At 57.0% G+C, this 15,893-nt stretch carries 16 protein-coding genes and 1 tRNA gene; 16 read left to right on the top strand and 1 reads right to left on the bottom strand.

Annotation, left to right across the window (positions count from 1 at the left end; all coding sequences use genetic code 11):
* Position 1: 1 nt before the first annotated feature.
* From AC2FJZ_RS19060 to AC2FJZ_RS18995, 14 genes are all read left to right on the top strand, one after another.
* Positions 2-1,213, top strand: coding sequence for an ABC transporter substrate-binding protein (locus AC2FJZ_RS19060; RefSeq protein ID WP_496669879.1), 1,212 nt, complete (start codon positions 2-4; stop codon positions 1,211-1,213).
* 66 nt (positions 1,214-1,279) lie between these two features.
* Positions 1,280-2,302 carry a carbohydrate ABC transporter permease gene (locus AC2FJZ_RS19055; RefSeq protein WP_050602436.1) on the top strand — a complete coding sequence of 341 codons (1,023 nt, stop codon included), beginning with the start codon at positions 1,280-1,282 and terminating at the stop codon, positions 2,300-2,302.
* A 1-nt stretch (position 2,303) separates the two neighbouring features.
* A complete protein-coding gene (locus AC2FJZ_RS19050) occupies positions 2,304-3,458 on the top strand; it encodes a carbohydrate ABC transporter permease (RefSeq protein ID WP_496779608.1) in 1,155 nt (384 codons plus the stop codon).
* Between the two features lie 127 nt (positions 3,459-3,585).
* Entirely contained in the window at positions 3,586-4,116 is a 531-nt protein-coding gene (locus tag AC2FJZ_RS19045) for an ester cyclase (RefSeq protein WP_496779606.1), read from the top strand.
* A gap of 11 nt (positions 4,117-4,127) precedes the next feature.
* The gene (gene hisD / locus AC2FJZ_RS19040) at positions 4,128-5,459 is read left to right on the top strand and encodes a histidinol dehydrogenase (protein ID WP_496779604.1); all 1,332 of its coding nucleotides are present in this window, start codon (positions 4,128-4,130) and stop codon (positions 5,457-5,459) included.
* Positions 5,456-6,508, top strand: a complete 1,053-nt coding sequence (locus AC2FJZ_RS19035; protein WP_496779602.1) for an ester cyclase — start codon at positions 5,456-5,458, stop codon at positions 6,506-6,508. The genes hisD and AC2FJZ_RS19035 overlap by 4 nt, the downstream gene beginning before the upstream one ends.
* Positions 6,508-7,272, top strand: coding sequence for an SDR family NAD(P)-dependent oxidoreductase (locus AC2FJZ_RS19030; RefSeq protein ID WP_496779600.1), 765 nt, complete (start codon positions 6,508-6,510; stop codon positions 7,270-7,272). Before AC2FJZ_RS19035 ends, AC2FJZ_RS19030 begins: the two co-directional genes overlap by 1 nt.
* Entirely contained in the window at positions 7,272-8,315 is a 1,044-nt protein-coding gene (locus AC2FJZ_RS19025) for a LacI family DNA-binding transcriptional regulator (RefSeq protein ID WP_496779598.1), read from the top strand. Before AC2FJZ_RS19030 ends, AC2FJZ_RS19025 begins: the two co-directional genes overlap by 1 nt.
* Positions 8,312-9,301, top strand: coding sequence for a nuclear transport factor 2 family protein (locus AC2FJZ_RS19020; protein WP_496779596.1), 990 nt, complete (start codon positions 8,312-8,314; stop codon positions 9,299-9,301). Before AC2FJZ_RS19025 ends, AC2FJZ_RS19020 begins: the two co-directional genes overlap by 4 nt.
* Positions 9,302-9,493: 192 nt before the next feature.
* Positions 9,494-10,459: a cupin domain-containing protein gene (locus AC2FJZ_RS19015; protein ID WP_496779594.1), complete on the top strand. Its 966-nt coding sequence runs from the start codon at positions 9,494-9,496 to the stop codon at positions 10,457-10,459.
* On the top strand, positions 10,456-11,058 hold the full coding sequence (locus tag AC2FJZ_RS19010) for a class I SAM-dependent methyltransferase (RefSeq protein WP_496779592.1): 603 nt from the start codon (positions 10,456-10,458) through the stop codon (positions 11,056-11,058). Before AC2FJZ_RS19015 ends, AC2FJZ_RS19010 begins: the two co-directional genes overlap by 4 nt.
* 10 nt (positions 11,059-11,068) lie before the next feature.
* The gene (locus AC2FJZ_RS19005) at positions 11,069-12,193 is read left to right on the top strand and encodes a cobalamin-independent methionine synthase II family protein (RefSeq protein ID WP_496779590.1); all 1,125 of its coding nucleotides are present in this window, start codon (positions 11,069-11,071) and stop codon (positions 12,191-12,193) included.
* Entirely contained in the window at positions 12,190-12,885 is a 696-nt protein-coding gene (locus AC2FJZ_RS19000; protein ID WP_496669890.1) for an alpha/beta fold hydrolase, read from the top strand. Before AC2FJZ_RS19005 ends, AC2FJZ_RS19000 begins: the two co-directional genes overlap by 4 nt.
* Complete coding sequence (locus AC2FJZ_RS18995) at positions 12,882-13,577, top strand: RraA family protein (protein WP_496669891.1); 696 nt, start codon at positions 12,882-12,884, stop codon at positions 13,575-13,577. The genes AC2FJZ_RS19000 and AC2FJZ_RS18995 overlap by 4 nt, the downstream gene beginning before the upstream one ends.
* Positions 13,578-13,895: 318 nt before the next feature.
* On the opposite strand, the gene AC2FJZ_RS18990 is transcribed toward AC2FJZ_RS18995, so the two are convergent.
* Positions 13,896-13,985 (bottom strand) — tRNA-Ser (locus tag AC2FJZ_RS18990).
* 123 nt (positions 13,986-14,108) lie between these two features.
* On the opposite strand from AC2FJZ_RS18990, the gene AC2FJZ_RS18985 reads away from it, so the two are divergent.
* A complete protein-coding gene (locus AC2FJZ_RS18985; RefSeq protein ID WP_496779588.1) occupies positions 14,109-14,951 on the top strand; it encodes a DUF2059 domain-containing protein in 843 nt (280 codons plus the stop codon).
* Positions 14,951-15,751 carry a DUF2059 domain-containing protein gene (locus tag AC2FJZ_RS18980; protein ID WP_496669893.1) on the top strand — a complete coding sequence of 267 codons (801 nt, stop codon included), beginning with the start codon at positions 14,951-14,953 and terminating at the stop codon, positions 15,749-15,751. Before AC2FJZ_RS18985 ends, AC2FJZ_RS18980 begins: the two co-directional genes overlap by 1 nt.
* Positions 15,752-15,893 lie beyond the last annotated feature (142 nt).

Here is a 15,893-nt window from a genome sequence, read left to right as displayed (position 1 = left end):
CATGAAACTCAAGACGATCCTCATGGCAGGTGCCATGTCCATCGCCGCCACCGGTGCATGGGCTGATTGTGCCTTTGAAAATGATGTGCCGCTCAAGTCGCTTTCGGCAGGGTTCGAAGCCTGGAAAGCGGTTACAGATGCGATGGCCGAGTGCGGCAATTTTAGTGCCTCGCTGGACCAGGAGTTCCGCGAAAAACAGCCCGAGGCTTTTGCGGCTGATCCCGCGCTCTATCAGATCGGCGGTGTTTCGAACGCCACTCTGGTTCCATTGCTGAACGCAGGCACGGTCCGCCCGCTGGATGATCTGGTCGAGAAATACGGCCAGGATCTGCTGCCCAATCAGTTGATCAAAGTCGATGGCAAGACCATGGCTATCGCGATGATGGTGAATGCGCAGCATCTGATGTATCGCGATGATGTTCTGGCCGAACTGGGCATCGAAGAGCCGAAGTCATATGACGACGTTCTGGCCGCGGCTGCCAAGATCAAGGAAGCCGGCGTCATGGACTATCCCATTGGCGGTACGTTCAAAACCGGTTGGAACCTCGGCCAGGAATTCGTCAACATGTACTTGGGCGAGGGCGGAGCGTTCTTTGGTGACGGCAACATGCCTGCGATCAACAACGAGCAAGGCGTGGCGGCGCTTGAGACTCTGAAGGCCATGACCGATTACATGGACCCGGAATACCTGGTCTCTGACTCGACCTATGTGCAGCAGCAGTTCCAGCAGGGCAAGATCGCGATGGCGAACCTGTGGGCCAGCCGTGCAGCCGCGATGAACGATGAGGCCGAAAGCCAGGTCGTTGGCAAGGTGACGATGGCTGCGGCGCCGATGGGATCCGCAGTGCCAGCGACAACGATCTGGTGGGACGGTATCGTTCTGGCGTCGAACATGAGCGACGAAGAAGCAGATGCCGCCTTCCGTGTAGCACTTGAAGGCATGGATACGGACATGGTCAGCGCAAACAACGATGTCGCCGTCTGGCTAAGCCCGGCCTATTCCGCGGGCGACTTGGCGGCCGGTGCTGCAGCATCTGCAGAAGGCGGTGCCAAGGCGTACCCGGCCTCTGGTCCGATGGGCATCATGCACACCTCACTGGGCAACGGTCTGGCCGACTACCTGACCGGTGCCAAGGATGCACCGACAACGCTGGCCGATATCGAGGCGGACTACATCACCGCCGCGAAAGAAGCCGGTCTGATCAGCAACTGATCCTCCCACGGGAGGGCTACGGCCCTCCCAACCCTTCCCCCCGAGAACCATGAGAAAGGCAGAGCCATGAATTTCCGGACATTTGCCGCTTTTGTCGGCCCCTCTGTCTTTATGATGCTTCTCTTCATCGCGTTTCCGCTGATCAGCGTGTTCAAGCAAAGCTTTTACGTCACCCAGCCGATCTATGAGACGGTCGAAAAGGAAACCTGCACCCCGGGGTTTCTGACACAGACCTGTGTGACCGAAACGGTCTCACAGCCAAGACTGGATGAGGAAGGCAAGGTCATCACCCAAACCCAGTATGTGGGGTGGGAAAGCTATCGCAACGTACTGGAGCCGGAACGGGCCTGGCGTGCGATCAGTGATGGTAACTGGAACGTTCTGTCCACCATCAATTTCTGGAAAGCGCTTCGGTTTACCCTGACCTTCACGCTGATCACTTTGCCTTTAGTCATCGTCTGCGGACTGGGGATTGCGGTTATGATCAACAACGCCGCACATGCGATCCGAGGGCCGGTGATCTTCATCTCGTTGCTACCCTTTATCATAACACCTGTGATCGGGGTGCTGTCGGTCAACTGGCTGTTTCGTGGTGATGGTATCCTGACTGCGTTGCTGGAATGGTGGCTGAATCGCGATATCGCCCTGTTTGCGCAGGCCTGGACCATTGAAGTCCTGATGATGCTCTATCGCGTCTGGCACGTCGCGCCCTTTGCCGCCATCGTGTTTTATGCCGGTTTGCAAACGGTCAATCAGGACAGCCTGGAAAGCGCGGTGATCGACGGTGCGACCCGTTGGCAGCGGATGAAGTACATCGTCATCCCACACCTGATGCCGCTGATCATCTTTGTGTCGATGATCCACTTGATGGACAGCTACCGAGTGTTCGAAGAGATCGTCGGGTTCGCCAGCCAAGGGTATGTCATATCGCTGCAATGGCTGACCTATGACTTCCTGGTGCCCGATCAGGCGGGCAACCGCTCGATCAGCCGAGCCTCGGCCAGCGCCATGCTGACCATGATCGGCATTGCCATACTGCTAATCTTCCCGCTGCGCCGGACATGGCGCGATCACAAAGGAGGTCACTGACATGTCCTCGCGCGCGCTTCGCCAACCGCTCAGCCTGCGGCTGACCTCGAACATCTTCCTGGCCTTTTGGTGCCTTGTTGCCATCTTCCCGATCTTCTGGATAACGGTGATGAGCTTCAAATCCCCGGTCGACGCCTTTGACAGCAACGCCCTCAACGTGATCTTCGGGCCAACGACTCTGTCCAACGGAAACGGGCTGTCACTGCTGGATATCATCCTCGGCATAGCGGTGATTTGGGGCACTATTGCTCTGGTATTCAAGAAGATGCCGGCAATGATCTCAGCTTATTCCAGGGAAGGTCAGGAATGGTTTGGCTGGGTAATCGGAATTCTGGCTGCCGCAGTGGGCTTTCTGGTCGTATTCTTCGTGATCCTGCCCGCCATTTTGAACGTTTTGAACCCGCTCTTAGGCCCGTTGGGGCGCGACATACTGGGTCTGACAACTGAACACTACAAAACAGTCTGGATCGACCGAGGCTTCTCGAACAACTTCAAGAACTCGCTGATCGTGACCTCGGGCGTTGTCATCCTGTCACTGTCGGTCGGGACTCTGGCGGGTTATGGGCTGGCGCGGTCGGGGTCGAATTTGGCTTTCTGGCTTTTGATCGTCGCTTTGATCTTCCGTGCCTTGCCGCCGTCGGCACTGGTTGCCAGCTACCTGCCGGTCTTCATCAGCTCATCCGAATGGTTGGCCCCGATCCTGGGTGAAAACGCACCCACGCTCTATGGTAAGCCTTTCGCCGTGATCGCGGTTTTGGTGGCGATCAACCAGCCGTTCACAATCTGGATGCTGCGCTCCTTCTTCCAGAACATTCCGGCCGAGCTGGACGAGGCCGCACGTGTGGACGGCTGCAACCATTTTCAGGCCTTCCGCCGGGTGATCATGCCTGTGATGTGGCCGGGGGTGATCACCACCGGGCTGTTTAGTTTCCTTTTGGCCTACAACGACATCCTTGTGACTTCGTTGCTGTTGGATGCACAAAATCAGACAATGGTTCCCGCCATCGTCGGCATGTTCAACCGCGAGACGACCACAACAGACCAAGTGGTTGCCGTGGCCGCCGCCGTTTCGATCACCGCGCCGTTGATCTTCCTTGTTCTGATCTTCCAGCGCCAGATCGTCAGTGGCCTGACAGCCGGAGCGGTCAAGGGCTAATGAGCAATCATGCCAGACATAACGCCATGTCGCGCCACCCAGCGCTGAACAGGTTGCCGAGGGACTTTCTGGGTACTGGGGCTGCGACCTCCAAACTCTCCCACTGGCAACCTGAAAGGATATAGGCATGAAAGGTTCTCGCCCCGAACAAGCGGTTCTAACTCGCGGCACGGACATGAGCAAAACCGAAGACACGCGCCGCGTGATCGAAACCATGGTGGATGGTCTAAATGACCACCGCATCAACGATATTGGGGAATTTTTCACCCAGGGCTTCCGTTGGATGGGTAATCAAGGCTGCGGAACCAAAACCGGTCTGAAAGAGTTTCAGGATAACTGGCAGCGTCCATTCCAAGCGGCGTTTTCGGACAAGACCTGCATAGACGAGGCGCGTCTTTACATGGGGGAATGGGCAGCCGCCTTTGGCCGTCAGGAAGCCACGCATTCCGGTGAGTTTCTGGGCATCGCCCCCACCGGCAAGCGTGTCGAGATTAGGTACATGGACTTCTGGAAAGTAGTCGACGGCAAGATTGTCGACAACTGGGTGAATGTCGACTTTGCCCACGTTGCGGCTCAGCTGGGCGTGGACCTGTTCAACGGCGAAGGCTGGGAAGCATTTGACCGGGGTGAAAAATGTCCACCTCGGCCTGAAAACTGAGGATTGGAAACATGGCAATCGAGTATCTTAAACGCGGCAAATCCGATGCGGACCGGGCTGAAGACGATGCCAAGACCCGCGCCGTGGTTGAGGCGACGCTGAAAGACATCGAAACCCGCGGTGATGCTGCGGTGCGTGAGTTGAGTGAGAAGTTCGACAACTACTCGCCCGCCTCGTTCCGCCTAAGCCAACAAGAAATTGATGACTTGATCGGGCAATTGTCCGACCGTGAATTGGCCGATATCAAGTTCGCGCAGGAGCAGGTGCGCAACTTTGCGCGGGCTCAGCGGGATTCAATGCTGGACATCGAAGTCGAGACCCTGCCCGGTGTCATTCTTGGCCACAAAAACATCCCCGTTCAGTCTGTGGGCTGCTACGTGCCCGGCGGCAAGTTTCCAATGGTGGCTTCGGCGCATATGTCGGTGGCGACGGCTTCGGTTGCGGGTGTGCCGCGCATCATCGCCTGTACGCCTCCGTTCAAAGGCAAGCCCAACCCGGCGGTGATTGCGGCGATGCATCTGGGTGGCGCGCATGAGATTTATGTCATGGGTGGCATTCAGGCCATCGGAGCGGTGGCGCTGGGAACCGAGACCATCGACCCGGTTCACATGCTGGTCGGCCCGGGCAATGCATTTGTGGCCGAAGCCAAGCGCCAACTGTTTGGGCGTGTCGGCATCGACCTGTTCGCAGGCCCCACTGAGACGATGGTCATCGCGGATGAGACTGCAGCAGATGCTGAGCTGTGCGCAACCGACCTGCTGGGGCAGGCCGAACACGGCTACAACAGCCCCTGTGTGTTGCTGACCAACTCTCGCAAACTCGCCGAAGAGACACTAATCGAGGTGGACCGTCTGTTGGGTATCCTGCCAACCGCCGACACCGCAAAAGTGTCCTGGGAAGAATATGGCGAAGTGATCGTCTGCGACACGTATGATGAGATGCTGCAAGTCGCTGACGATATTGCCTCGGAACATGTTCAGGTGATGACGGATCGCGACGATTGGTTCCTTGAGAATATGACTTGCTACGGCGCGCTGTTTCTTGGGCCGCGTACCAATGTTTCGAACGGGGACAAAGTGATTGGTACGAACCACACGCTGCCAACGAAAAAGGCAGGTCGCTATACCGGTGGGTTGTGGGTAGGGAAGTACCTGAAAACGCACAGCTATCAGAAGGTTCTGACCGATGACGCGGCGACGTTGATTGGCGAATACGGCTCGCGCCTCTGCATGCTGGAAGGTTTCGTGGGCCATGCGGAGCAGTGCAATGTTCGCGTACGGCGTTATGGCGGCATCAACGTGCCCTATGGCGAGCCGGCGCCGTATCGGGATGCTGCTGAATGAGTGACAGGCATACCCAACACAAAGCCCTGATTGCTCCGCTCAGGGCCGCGATGTACGACTTTTCCGAGGCCGGTGTTCGCACGGCACTGGCCGGGGTGACGGCGCAGGACGTCGTGTTCCACCTGTGCCATCCCTTCGGCGACAGCATCGGCAGCGATGCTTTCTATGACTGTGCCTTCAAGAACCTGTTAACCGCCTGGCCTGATCTGGAGCGCCGCGATTACATCGTCATGGCCGGGCCGGACGAAGATGGCGCGGACTGGGTCGGCTGCGGCGGTTACTACACAGGTACGTTCACTGGCCCGTGGCTGGATATTCCTCCAACTGGCCATCAGGTCACCATGCGGTTCCACGAATTCTATCGGTTCGAGGACGGTAAGGTTGTTGAAATGCAAGCGCTTTGGGACATCCCCGAGGTGATGATGCAGGCCGGTGCATGGCCGATGGCACCCAGCCTGGGGCGCGAATGGCATGTGCCCGGACCGGCAACGCAAGACGGTTTCGTACCCGGTCCCTATGACGCAGCCAAGGGCAGGGCGACCTGCCAGCACATCATCGACATGCTGGAACATCTCAAGAAACACCCTTCGCAAGGCGGCCCCGAGGTGATGGAGATGGACCGGTTCTGGCATCCGCGGATGAACTGGTACGGTCCTTCGGGCATCGGTACCGGGCGCGGGTATTCGGGCTTTCGCAACTGGCATCAGATCCCGTTCCTGAACGGGATGCCGGACCGGGGGCAATACGTGGATGACATCACCTATCACTTCTTCGGTGATGGCGAATACGCAGCCGTGACTGGCTGGCCCAACATGATCCAGACTGTGACTCACGACGGTTGGCTGGGGATCGCCCCTTCAGGCAAGAAGATCACCATGCGCAGCCTCGATTTCTGGCGGTTGGAAAACGGGCGCATCCGCGAAAACTGGGTCTTGGTCGATTTGCTGGATGCCTACCGGCAGCTTGGCGTTGACGTCTTTGCCCGTCTGAGGGAATTCAATAAGGCCCGAAACATGGGTCGCATTGAAATACCGGATGGAATGAGCTGATGACCGAACTGCCGCGCACCCCTTCGTTCTCCCTGACAGGAAAGACCGCCCTGGTGACTGGTGCCTCTTCAGGCATTGGGCAGGGCTGTGCCGTTGCGCTGGCCGAGGCGGGCGCGCATGTCGTCTGTGCGGCCAGAGGCGAAGATCGATTGAATGCAACTGTCACTGCTCTGCGGGCAAAGGGGTGGTCGGTCGAGGCGCTGGTTCTGGATCAGGGCGAGCTGGATGCGCTAAAGCAGGTTTTCGAACCGCGCAGCTTTGATGTCGTGGTGAATTCCGCCGGGGTTGCACGGCACAGTGCTGCTATTGAGACAACGCCAGAGGATTTCGATGTTGTCACCGGCGTCAATCTGCGTTCGGCCTACTTCCTATCGGCCTATGCCGCTCGTGCTTTGATCGAGGCTGGCAGGCCGGGTTCGATTATCCACATCTCCAGCCAAATGGGGCATGTTGGAGGGGTCGAACGGGCGCTCTACTGTGCGACTAAGCACGGGCTTGAGGGGATGGTCAAATCGATGGCCATCGAGTGGGGCAAACAGGGCATCCGGATCAACACGGTCTGCCCGACTTTTATTCGAACGCCTCTGACTCAATCTACCTTTGACAATCCGGAACGCGCCGCATGGATCATGGACAAGATCAAACTGGGTCGCGTGGGCGAGGTCGAAGATATCATGGGTGCGGTACGCTACCTCGCCTCCGACGCCTCAGCGCTGGTTACAGGCACCTCGATGTTGATTGACGGAGGTTGGACGGCAGACTGATGGCTGAGAAAGTAACATCACTTCAGGTCGCTCAGCTTGCAGGGGTTAGCCAATCTGCGGTTAGCCGAGTCTTCACGCCCGGGGCTTCGGTCAGCAAGAAGACCGAAGAGAAGGTGCGCAAGGCCGCTGCCGAACTGGGTTATCGCCCCAATGTACTGGCGCGTGCGATGGTGTCAGGCAAAAGCCGCATCATCGGTTTGGTGGTCGCCTATCTGGATAACTATTTCTATCCCGAAGCGCTCGAGAAATTGTCGAACGAGTTGCAGGAGCAGGGCTATCACGTCCTGATCTTCATGGCCTCCAGAACAGCCGGAAACATCGACGACGTGATGGAGGAAATCCTCGATTATCAGGTTGATGGCGTCATTCTGGCCTCGGTCGCGATGTCGTCCGATATAGCAACCCGGTGCCAACAGGCCGGTGTGCCGGTGGTGCTGTTCAACCGTAGTCAGGACATCGATGGGATCACGTCGGTCACCTCCGATAACTATGCGGGCGGTCGCAAGGTGGCCGAGTTCTTTATCGCAGCCGGTCACAGCCGTATCGCTTACATTGCCGGATGGCAGGGTGCCTCAACTCAGCGAGACCGCGAAGCAGGTTTCCGCGCGGCGCTCAGCGATACAGGCCAGGACCTGTACGCTCATGAGATCGGAGAGTTTCACACCGAGAATGCGCGCTTGGCCGCACGTCGAATGTTCGATGTCGAGCCGCAGAAGCGGCCCGACGCGGTTTTCGTTGCCAATGACCACATGGCGCTTGCCGTGATGGACGTCATCCGGTTCGAGTTGGGAATGCAAGTACCCGAAGACGTTTCTGTCGTCGGATACGATGACGTCCCGCAGGCAGCTTGGCTTGCCTATAACCTCACCACCATTCGTCAGCGGGCCAACCTGATGGTTGCCGAGACCGTTGACGCATTGCTGGACCATATTGAAAACCCGGCAGCCGCCACGGCACGCAAGGTCGCGATTGATGGGCCTCTAATCGTGCGCACATCGGCACGGCTGCCAAAAGGCTGGACGCCGCAAAGGATGAAAACATGAAGGGCTTTGATCCCAAGTTTCGGGACTTCCCCGAATATATCATCGGTATCACCAAAGAGATTTGGGAAGACCGGGGTATTGCGACCCTGCACGACTATTACAGCGAAGATATCGTCGTACGCTCGCCCGGTTCGGTGGTTCTGGGCAATCAGAACGTGATCGGCGCGACCATGGCGACGCTGGCCGAGTTTCCCGATCGGCAGTTACTGGGCGAAGATGTGATCTGGTCCGGCACCCCCGAAAAAGGGATGCTGAGTTCTCACCGTATCCTTTCGACGGCCACGCATCTGGCCGAGGGTGTTTACGGCAAGCCAACCGGAACCAAACTGCGTTACCGGATTCTGGCGGATTGTCACGCTATAAACAATCAGATCAACGACGAATGGCTCATCCGCGATCAAGGCGCCATCGTCCGCCAGATGGGATGGGCCCCGAAGGAATACGCCGCCGATTTGATTACCCGCGAAGGAGGTAAGGAGAACTGCGTCAAGCCTCTGACCCCCGAAATCGATCAATCTGGGCCGTACAAGGGCCGTGGAAACGATAACGAGTGGGGGCAGCGCTATGCCGACATTCTGACCCGGATCATGAATGCCGATATGGGTGCGATCGACGCCGAGTATGACCGGGCCGTTCAGTCAGAATATGTGGGCGGCATGACTGGTCATGGCTGGGATGCGGTCGACCGTTTCTGGATGGGTCTGCGGGCGAGCTTCCCGAATGCTGATTTCAAGATCGAGCATCAGATCGGGCGCGACGACCCGGATATGCCACCCCGCGCCGCGATCCGCTGGAGCCTTTGGGGCAAACATGACGGCTGGGGCGTGTTTGGTGCGCCGACAGGTGCACAGGTTTATGTCCTCGGCATCAGCCACGCCGAGTTTGGCGCCCTGATTGGCGGCCAGCCGCAGTTGCGCCGCGAGTATACTCTGTTTGATGAAACCTCGGTCTGGAAGCAGATCCTGTTGCAGAGCGGTGAGGTCTGAATGGCGCGCCCGGTCGCATATCGCATTCTTGTGGATGGTCTGAATGAGACCGGGGTCCTTCGGCGTTACCATATGCACCGTCAAAGCCTGCGTTCACGGCGATTGAACCTGCGTCCGCCGGGAGAGTGAGAGAGCGTGCCGTACAAGCACGCAACCCACCACTCCTGAAAACGTAGTATCGGAACTTGCAAAATGTCGAAATCAACCATCTCTTCCCGCATTGTTCACTATGGTGAACTCCGGCCGTGCCAAACCGCATTTATCGACGCCCACACGCCGGGCAGCGATCAGAAAGAGAACTTCACAATCGTCGGCGGGGGGGTCTCGGAATCTCCGGATCAGCATGTGCATATCACTGACAAGATCGGCTTCAACATCGGTGCTGCGGGCCAGCCGCCAAAATGCCGGAACTCTCTGCACAGCCACACTACGGCCGAGGTCTTCTTTGTCGCCAAAGGTCGTTGGCGTTTTTTCTGGGGCCGCTATGGTACCGCCGGTGAATTCATCGCCGAAGAGGGCGATATCTTCAACATCCCGACCGGTATCTTCCGGGGTTTTGAAAACGTCGGTCAGGATTATGGGATGATCATGTCGATCTTGGGCGGTGACGACGCGGGCGGCGGAGTGACATGGGCACCTCAAGTTATTGAAGATGCGCAGGCACATGGGCTGATGCTGGGCGACAATGGCGTGCTTTACGACTCCAAAAAGGGGCAGGAACTGCCTCACAATGTCCGACCGATGCCTTTGCTGACCGAAGAGCAGTTGAAAGTCTACCCCGAGGTTCCGGTTGAAGAGGTCGTCGGTAAATACGTCGCGCGGTATTGGGACCTGATGGCCCTGTCGGCCAACAAACCCGCACAGGTGATCGGGGAAAACGGAATGATCATGGATAAACCCGGGTTCGAGGTTGATTTCCTTGGGCGAGGATCCTCTGTGACCGAACCGGTTGTGGCAGAAAAACCTGTGGTTCTTATGCCAGCCAGCGGACACTGGCGTGTTTCGATCGACGATCAAGAAACCACTTTGTCCAACGGCGACACGGCTTTGGTTCTTTCCGGTGAATCCTATAGCGTGCAACCTTCGATGACCGGACAGGCGGGCCTGTATCGGATTACCGCAACCGATGACCCGGCAGGAGCGACCTGGACAGGATGAACGCTGACCCTAACGACACCCATGCCGTCTATGAGCGGCAAGCGACGGAGTATGACAAGCGTCGATCCAAGGCCCTGTTCGAAGCGCGCTGGCTGGCGCGCTTCACGGCCAGCCTCAAGCCAGGGGAACATGTGCTGGATCTGGGCTGCGGCACAGGCGACCCGATCGCATGCTGGTTCATGGCTGAGGGGTTCGCAGTAACAGGTGTCGATTTTGCCGATGCGATGCTGGCCATTGCCCGTGACCGCTGGCCTGATGGGGATTGGCGGCATGCTGATATGCGGGAATTCGAGCTGGACCAGCAATTCGACGGCATTATCGCTTGGAATAGCTTTTTTCATCTGACCGCAGATGAACAAAAAGACTGTATCGCGCGCATGTCGCGTCATTTGCGACCCGGTGGAATGCTCATGCTGACCGTCGGACCTCGGGCCGGAGAAGTCAGCGGCACGGTGGGATCAGAGCTTGTCTATCACGCCTCGCTGTCCCCGGCCGGCTACGCGACGTGTCTTGAGGAAAACGGACTACATATGACCGGGTATCTTGCCGAAGACCCAGATACCCAAAGCCACACAATCCTGATGGCGCGCAAAATTTAAGGAGGCTCTGATGACTATCAAAACCACACATGTTGGGTCTCTGCCCCGAACGCAAGACGTGGTGGATTTCATATTCGCCCGTGAAAATGTTGAAACCTACGACACGGCGGCGTTTGACGTCTGCATGACCGATGCGGTCTCTGAGACAGTGCGCAAACAGGTTGAAGCTGGTGTCGACGTTGTCAGCGATGGCGAGACCTCGAAGATTTCCTACGCGACCTATGTCAAGGATCGATACACCGGTTTTTCCGGTGAGAGCCCCCGAAATGCGCCTGCAGACTTGAAGATGTTCCCAAGTTTTCTGCAGCGACTGGCCGATGATGGTGGCACGCCACAATACGCACGACCGATGTGCACCGGCGAGGTGCGATCAAAAGGGCAGGGTGAGTTGCAGAAAGACATTGCCAACCTCAAAGCAGCGATGGAGCAGCACGGGGCAGAGAGCGGCTTTATGAACGCCGCGTCACCAGGCGTGATTTCGTTGTTTTTGCAAAACGAATTTTACCCAACACGTGAGGCCTATCTGGCGGCGCTGGCCGATGCCATGAAAGAGGAATACGAAACCATCGTGGCCGCAGGTCTGGATCTGCAACTGGATTGCCCCGATCTGGCCCTGTCGCGTCATATGCTGTTCACAGACCTTTCAGACGACGCGTTCGTCAAAATCGCCGACATGCATGTTGAGGCGCTGAACCACGCACTTCAGAACGTCCCGCAGGATCGCGTGCGGGTGCATATCTGCTGGGGCAACTACGAGGGTCCGCATTGCTGCGATATTGCGATGGACAAGGTATTCAGCACCCTGATGGCGACCAAATCGCGCTATGTCCTGTTTGAGACCTCGAACCCGCGTCACGCCCACGAGTGGACCGTGTTCCGTGACCGCAAATCTGAGATACCCAATGACAAGGTTCTGGTCCCCGGTGTCGTCGACACCACCACCAATTTTGTCGAGCATCCCGAACTTGTGGCCCAACGGATCGAACGATTTACGGGAATTGTCGGCGCCGACCGGGTGATAGCAGGCAGCGATTGCGGCTTTGGAACCTTTGCGGGCTTCGGCGCGGTTGACCCTCAGATCGCCTACGCCAAGTTGGCCGCGTTATCTGAGGGGGCCAAGCTGGCCTCGGCATGACACCCTTAATCTTCTTGCCGGGTATGATGTGCGATGCCCGCCTCTTTGGTCCGCAGATCAATGCTCTGTCGGGCAGCAGGCCCGTGATGACATTCCCCTTGTCCCGGTACGACAGCGTGCAGGCCATGGCGCATGATATCCTGAAAAATGCGCCACCCGATTTCGCGCTGACCGGCTTGTCGATGGGAGGGATCGTGGCAATGGAAGTATTGCGTCAGTCTCCTGCACGCGTCTCGCGACTGGCTTTGCTCGACACAAACCCACTCGCTGAAATTCCAGAGGTAAAGGCCCGTCGTACGCCCCAAATGGCGGCTGTTCGCGACGGCAAGCTGAGGTTGGTTATGCAAGACGAGATGAAACCCAATTATCTGGCCGACGGGCCTAATCGGGGCGCTATACTGGATCTTTGCATGGCGATGGCCTCCGACTTGGGTCCTGACGTTTTCTTGCGCCAGTCACAGGCGCTGATGGACCGCCCGGACCAAAGCGCAACTCTGAAGGCTTTTGCCGGGAACGTTCTGGTCCTGTGTGGACGCGAAGACAAGTTGTGCCCGGTTGAGCGCCACCAGATGATGCACGAACTGCTACCACACAGCACTCTGGAGATCATTGAAGGTGCGGGGCATCTCCCGACATTGGAACAACCACAATTAACCACAGCGGCATTGATCCGCTGGTTGGAGGACACATGACGCCATCTCTTTTGTCCCTGCTGCGCAAGGTCGACACCCCCACCGTCTGCAATGCCATCGAAGTGGCGCAAGGCAAGCGCGGGTTCGACGATTTTACGCGCGGCACCATGCTGTGTTCCGCGCCTGATGAGCCCGCGATCGTCGGCTATGCACGCACGGCCAAGATCGCGGCAGTCAATCCGCCGACTGAACCGTCTGACGTCATCAAAACCCGGCGCATGGCCTATTACAAATACATGGCCGAATCGACCAGTCCCAGTGTCGCTGTGATTGAGGACTTGGATTTTCCCGATTGCATCGGCGCCTATTGGGGTGAGATCAATACATCTGTCCACAAGGGGTTCGGAATTTCCGGTGTTGTAACCAATGGTGTCATGCGCGATCTCGGGGACTTGCCCGAGGGGTTCCCGGTTGTTGCCGGCTCCGTCGGGCCGAGCCACGGCTTCGTCCACATCCGCGAGATTGATACACCGGTTTCAGTTTTTGGCCTGGCCGTCAATCCGGGCGCGTTGGTTCATGCCGACCGTCATGGTGCGTTGGTCGTGCCCGAGGACGTCGTCGATCAGTTAGAAGCTGCAATGCAAAAGCTGTTGTCGACAGAACGTATTGTCTTGGATGCAGCCCGTCATCCGGAGTTTGATTTCGAAGCATTCGAAACCTCTTGGACAGCCTTTGAAAAAGCCAGAGTCTGAATGCTGTTTGAGTGAATAAGAAACGGCGCACCTAAGGTACGACTGCCTTCTTTTGGTGCCGCAATGATAAACTCTGAAAATAGTACGTCAGAACAAGCCGCGCTGCAGAAGAAAACTCAACTTCGAATGCCCGGTTCGGGTCCGGAAATAGCCATTGGGAAGGAGGATTCAGGGCTCGGTAGATATTTTAGGGAAAAGAATATGAAAACTACTTTGATCTATCTGAAAGCAGACCCGTCTGTTGTTCAACGACGAGCGCACTCGGTCGTGGTTAAGGCTACGAAACCGAATTCGGGGACTATGCTAGTCTCGGGATAGTGGCGGAGAGACAGGGATTCGAACCCTGGGTGGGCTTGCACCCACAACGGTTTTCGAGACCGCCCCGTTCGACCACTCCGGCACCTCTCCGCGGGGGTCTGTGAGGGGGGGATTTAGTGAGGAACGGGCAGGGGTGCAAGCAGAAAATTCCAGAATTTGTCAAAGCCGGGTTTTTCCGTTGCCTGCGCGCGGAAAACACCTACTCTAAATGATATGACACAGCATGCACATCGCTTTGCGTTTCTTCTTTTGGCGCCGGTCCTGGCGTTTCTGCTTACTGCTGCTCCTTTGTCAGCGGCCAACCGCGATCGGATCGAGGCTTTTCTGACCACAACCGGATTTGACGTGGCGCTGGAAAGCATCGCGCTCAGCTCTCGTTCTGCACCTCAGATGCTGGGCATTGATCCGAACGGGTTCGGCTCGGACTGGGCGCGCCTGACGGATGAGGTGTTTGACATTGAGACCATGCATGAGACCGCCGTTTCCATCCTTGAGGAAACACTGAGTAGCGAGGCCCTGACACATGCGGTTGAATTCTATGCGTCCGATCTGGGACAGCGTCTGGTGGAAGTGGAAAATGCTTCACATATGATTGAGGACGGCGAGGCCAAGCAATTGGAAGGTCAGCAGATCATTTCAGACCTTATCATAGACGGGTCGCAGCGGGTCGAAAGTTTCAAGCGGATGAATTCGGCAATCGATTCTACCGAAACAGCGGTGCGGGCGTGGCAGGAGATACAGCTGCGCTTCCTTCTGGCGGCAAGCGCGTCGGGGGTGATCGAACTGCAATTGGATGCAGACGGGTTGCGCGCGTTTTTGAAGCGAAATGAGCCTGCGTTGCGCCAGTCGCTGCAACTGTCCAGCCTTGCAGGGGCGGCTTACACCTATCAGGACTTTTCGGATGAAGACGTGGATGCCTATGTCGAAGCGCTTGAACAGCCATTGATGCAGGAAGTCTATGAACTTCTGAACGTCATACAATTCGAGATCATGGCCAGACGGTTCGAGATTCTAGCCTCGCGGATGGCTGATATGCATCCCGCTCAGGATATTTGATGCGGAGTTTTGCGCCGGTCTTGGTCTTTGCCCTGTTGGGGTCGCCCGTGTTGGCCAATGAAAGGATCGACCGGCTGGCACAGGCCATGCATTTGTCCGACGTCATGGAAGTTCTGGTTCTGGAAGGGCAGCTGCACCGACAAAATCTGGATGAAACGCTGCTGAACAATTCGGGTGGCGCGTATTTCGAGGCTCAGGTCAACGACATCTACGAACCGCTTTGGATGCAGGACCACCTGACCGATGCGCTTGAGGTGGGTATGTCGGACGCGCAGCTTGATCAAGCCATCGTGTTTTTTGAAAGCGATCTTGGTCAGACCGTCGTGACGCTGGAAAACTCGGCCCGTCAAGCCATGTCGGACCCCGCGATCGAAGATATGGCCCGTGATGCATTTGAAGCGACCGAGCGTACGACCATACGGTTTGCTTTGGTCGAGGAATACATCGAAGCAAATGATCTGGTTGAGAAGAATGTTCAGGGGTCGTTGACGTCGGATTACAACTTCTTTCGCGGTCTTGATGTTGAGTCCAGAGCCGACACGCAGGATTTGTTGGCCGAGCTTTTGTCCCAAAAGGAAAGCAGGGCAGAGGACACCGAAGCCTGGCTTTATGCCTTTCTGCTGCTGGCCTATCGCCCGTTGGACGAGACACAGATGCGAGAGAATATTGCCTTTTCCAGAACGGATACCGGACAAGCCCTGAACGACGCGTTATTTGAGGGGTTTGATCGCATGTTCAACGATATTTCCTATCAGTTGGGGCAAGCGGTTGCACGTGCGCTCAGGGCGTCGGACTTGTAACGCTGCTTTGGTGTTGACTTTTCCCTTCAATCTATGGATAAGCGCGCATCCCGGCCGGTAATCCGCGCCGGGTATCGTTATTATTTGACCCTTAAGACATGTCGAAAGGGTCTGTCACACAGCCCGAAAAAGGGCGCGCTGT

The organism is Ruegeria sp. CDSA079 (genome assembly GCF_059612245.1).
This window is presented reverse-complemented; position numbering and strand designations above follow the sequence as displayed.